This is a genomic window from Actinophytocola sp., assembly GCF_049647105.1.
Taxonomy (GTDB): Bacteria; Actinomycetota; Actinomycetes; order Mycobacteriales; family Pseudonocardiaceae; genus Actinophytocola.
In genome coordinates this window covers 1-4,274 of sequence record NZ_JBARWZ010000289.1, presented here as the reverse complement: position 1 = coordinate 4,274, position 4,274 = coordinate 1, and the positions used below count along the sequence as shown (strand labels likewise).

The window sequence follows — 4,274 nt, the reverse complement described above, 5'->3', positions numbered from 1 at the left end:
GGGCACCGGTGCCGCCGGTGACCAGGACGGTCCCGGCCGGGGTCCACCGGCCGGGGCTCGGCTCGCCGAGCGAGGCCCGGCTGAGCCTGCGGGCCATCGCCCCGGCAGGCCGCAGGGCCACCTGATCCTCCCCCGTCCCGGCCAGGACGGCGGCGAGCCGGGTCCCCGCCGGGGTGTCGAGCCGGTCCGGCAGGTCGACCAGGCCACCCCAGGTGGCCGGGTGTTCCAGGGCGAGCACCCGGCCGAGTCCCCAGACCTGCGCCTGGAGCGGGTGCGCGGGCGGGTCGGACGGACCGGTGCCGACGGCTCCCCGGGTGAGCACCCAGAACGGCGCCGCGACCTCGGCGTCGCGGAGCGCCTGCGCCAGGGTGAGGGTGGCCGCGAGTCCGGCGGTGAGGCCGGGCCCGTCGGACTCGTCCATGGCCAGCAGCGACACGACACCGTCGACCGGACCCGCCTGTGCCAACTGCCCGGCCAGGGCCGTCCGTTCCGGTTGTGCGACGGTCAGCGGCACGACCGTGGCGCCGTGCTCCCGTAGCGCGTCGGCGACGGCGTGGACGCGTTCGTCCGCGACACCGGAGGGCGGTGCGGCCAGGAGCCAGGTGCCGGTGAGGGCGGCAGGGGTGTCGGCCAGCGGCTTCCAGGTGATCCGGTAGCGCCACTGGCCGGTGGTCGCCTGGTCGTGGAACTGCTTGCGCCAGGCCGAAAGCGCGGGCAGGACGGCGGCCAGCCCGTCGCCGGGGTCGAGACGCAGCGTGGTGGCGACGGCGTCGACGTCCTGGCTCTCCACGGCAGACCAGAACCGAGTCTCGACCCGCCCCACGGGCGGGGTCGCCGACGGTTCTGGCCAGAACCGTTCGTGGTCGAAGGGGTAGGTCGGCAGCGGCACGCGCTGTCCGCCCCACTCCTCGGCCATGGCCGCCCAGTCGACGTCGATGCCTGCCACGTGTAGTTCGGCGAGTGCCCGCAGCAGGGTCTCCGTCTCGTCCCGGCCGCGCCGCGACGTGGCGACGGCACCGGTGACGTGCGCGGCGAGCACGGTGTCGGGCCCAACCTCCAGGAACGACGCCACACCCTGCTCACGCAGCCATGCGACCCCGTCAGCGAACCGCACGGTGTCCCGCACCTGCCGCACCCAGTACGCCGGATCGGTCACCGCACCCGGCAACGGAATCCCAGGTTCGTGATACGTCAAGGACTCCGCGACCACCGCGAACTCCGCGAGCATCGGCTCCATCAACTTCGAGTGGAACGCATGCGACACCACCAGCCGCTTCACCCGACGCCCCTCAGCACGCCACCGCTCCTCCAGAACCGAGATCTCCTCCTCAGTCCCCGACACCACAAGAGAAGTCGGACCATTCACCGCCGCGACATCAACACCAGCCGGAACGTCCACTTCGGACACCTCGGCCGCCAGCATCGCCCCACCAGACGGCAAAGCCGCCATCAACCGACCACGAGCCGCCACCAACGCACAAGCATCATCCAAAGACAACACCCCAGCCACATGCGCGGCCGAAACCTCACCGATCGAATGCCCCAGCAAGTGATCCGGCCGCACACCCCACGACTCCAGCAACCGGAACAACGCAACCTCAAGCGCGAAGATCGCCGCCTGCGCACCATCAGTCCGACGCAACAACACCTCGTCCTCGACCGGGATACTCCCCAACCGCGACGACACCTCATCCCACGCAGCCGCGAACACCGGGAACGCCGCACACAACTCACGACCCATCCCCACCCGCTGCGAACCCTGACCGGTGAACAGGAACGCCAGTCCACCAGGCACGCGCTGCCCGGTCACCAGGCCGGGCGCGTCCGCACCCGCCGCCAGCGCGGTCAGCCCCGCCGTCAGTTCGGCCGCGTCGCGGGCCAGGACCACCGCGCGCCGGGACAGCCCGGCGCGCGTGGTGGCCAGGGACACCGCGACGTCGGCGGACCACTCGTCACCGACACGGCCGAGCAGCCGGTCGGCCTGCGCGCGCAGTGCCCGGCCCGAGCCCGAGGAGACCAGGTGCGGCAGGACAGCGGGGACCGGGCGGTCCTGCCGCGCCACGGTCCTCTCGTCGCGTACCTCCTCGATGATCGTGTGTGCGTTGGTGCCGCTGATGCCGAACGACGACACACCGGCACGGCGCGGGCGGCCCGCGGCCGGCCATGGCCGGGTCTCGGTGAGGACGGAAACCGCGCCGCCGGACCAGTCGACGTGCTGCGTCGGGGTGTCCACGTGCAGCGACGCGGGCAGCGTCCCGTGGCGCAGCGCCATCACCGTCTTGATCACTCCGGCGACCCCGGCCGCGGCCTGGGTGTGGCCGATGTTGGACTTGACCGACCCGAGCCACAGCGGTTCCGCGCGGTCGTGCCCGTAGGCGGAGATCAGCGCCTCCGCCTCGATCGGGTCGCCGAGCGCGGTGCCGGTGCCGTGCGCCTCGACCGCGTCCACATCGGACGGGACGAGCCGGGCGTCGGCGAGCGCGTCGCGGATGACCCGCAGCTGGGCGGGTCCGTTCGGGGCGGTGAGCCCGTTGGACGCGCCGTCGGAGTTGACGGCCGACCCACGCACCACCGCAAGGACCGGGTGCCCGTTGCGGCGGGCGTCGGACAGGCGTTCCACCAGCAGCACGCCGACACCCTCGCCCCAGCCGGTGCCGTCGGCCGCCGAGGCGAACGGCTTGCACCGCCCGTCGGGCGCCACCCCGCGCTGGCGGCTGAACTCGATGAACGCGGCGGGGGTCGACATCACCGTCACGCCACCGGCCAGCGCGAGCGTGCACTCGCCGCGCCGCAGCGCCTGGACGGCCAGGTGCAGGGCGACCAGCGACGACGAGCACGCGGTGTCGACGGTCATGGCCGGCCCGGACAGGCCGAACGCGTAGGAGACGCGGCCGGACAGGACGCTGGCGGCGTTGCCGGTGCCCAGATGGCCGTCGAGACCGGTGTCGGAGTCGAGCAGCAGGCCGAGGTAGTCCTGCCCGTTGGTGCCCGCGAACACGCCGACGCGGTCGCCGTGCACGGACCTCGGGTCGATCCCGGCCCGCTCGAACGCCTCCCACGACGCCTCCAGCAGGAGCCGCTGCTGGGGATCCATGGCCAGCGCCTCCCGCGGGGAGATCCCGAAGAGGCGAGCGTCGAAGCCGCTCGCGTCGGCGAGGAAACCGCCTTCCCTTGCGTAGGTGGTGCCTGGGCGGTCGGGGTCGTCGTCGTGCAGGGTGTCGAGTGGCCAGCCGCGGTCGGCCGGGAACGGGCCCATGGCGTCCACCCCGGTCGACACCAACCGCCACAGCTCCTCCGGCGAGGACACCCCGCCGGGGAAGCGGCAGCTCATGGCGACGATCACGACCGGATCGTCATCGGCGGGCCCCCGCACGTCCGCCGGAGCGGCCGGTTCGGCGCCTGCCTGCAGCCCGGCGAGGTGGTCGGCGAGGTGGTCGGCAACGGCGGCCGGGGTGGGGTGGTCGAAGACCAGTCCCGAGGACAGGGAAAGGCCGGTGGCCGCGCCGAGCAGGTTGCGGAGTTCGACGGCGGTCAGCGAGTCGAAACCGAGGTCGCGGAACGCCTTGCCGTCCTCGATCTCGGCGGGTGAGCCGTGGCCGAGCACCGTGGCGACCGTGCCGCGCACCAGGTCCCGCACGGCCCGGCCGCGGTCGGCCGGTGTGAGCGGGGCCAGCCGGGCACGCCAGTCGTCGCCAGAGGGGTCCGGACCGCTCGCCACGAGTCCGGCCAGCAGCGGGCTGGGCCGGGCGGCGGTGAAGCTCTCGGCGAAGCGTGCCCAGTCGATGTCGGCGACCAGCAGCGGCCCTTCCCCGCTGTCGACGGCGGCGGCCAGTGCGGCGATGGCCGTTGCCGGGTCCATCGGCGCCACCCCGCCTCGGCGGAGGCGGTCGGCCAGTCCACCGACGGCGGCCATGCCGCCACCGGCCCACGGTCCCCAGGCGACGGCGGTGCCTGCCTTGCCTTCGGCGCGACGGCGTTCGACCAGCGCGTCGAGCCACGCGTTGGCCGCGGCGTACCCGGCCTGGCCGGGGCTGCCGATCGTGCCCGCGAGCGAGGAGAAGACCACGAACAGGTCAGCGCCGCCCGTCAGGTCGTCGAGCACGGACGCGGCGTCGGCCTTGGCGCGCAACACTTCCGCGAGCCGGTCGGGGGTGAGCGTGTCGAGCACGCCGTCGGCGACGACGCCGGCCGCGTGGACGACGCCGGTCACCGGGTGTTCGGCCAGCAGCGCGGCGAGCGCGTCCCGGTCGGCGACGTCGCAGGCCGCGACGACC

The 4,274-nt window shown here is 73.9% G+C and carries 1 protein-coding gene; it reads right to left on the bottom strand.

Annotated elements, in window-relative coordinates; translation table 11 throughout:
* Positions 1–4,274, bottom strand: a 4,274-nt coding sequence (locus tag WBA97_RS34755) for a beta-ketoacyl synthase N-terminal-like domain-containing protein (protein ID WP_424235244.1), incomplete at both ends; no start/stop codon positions are given.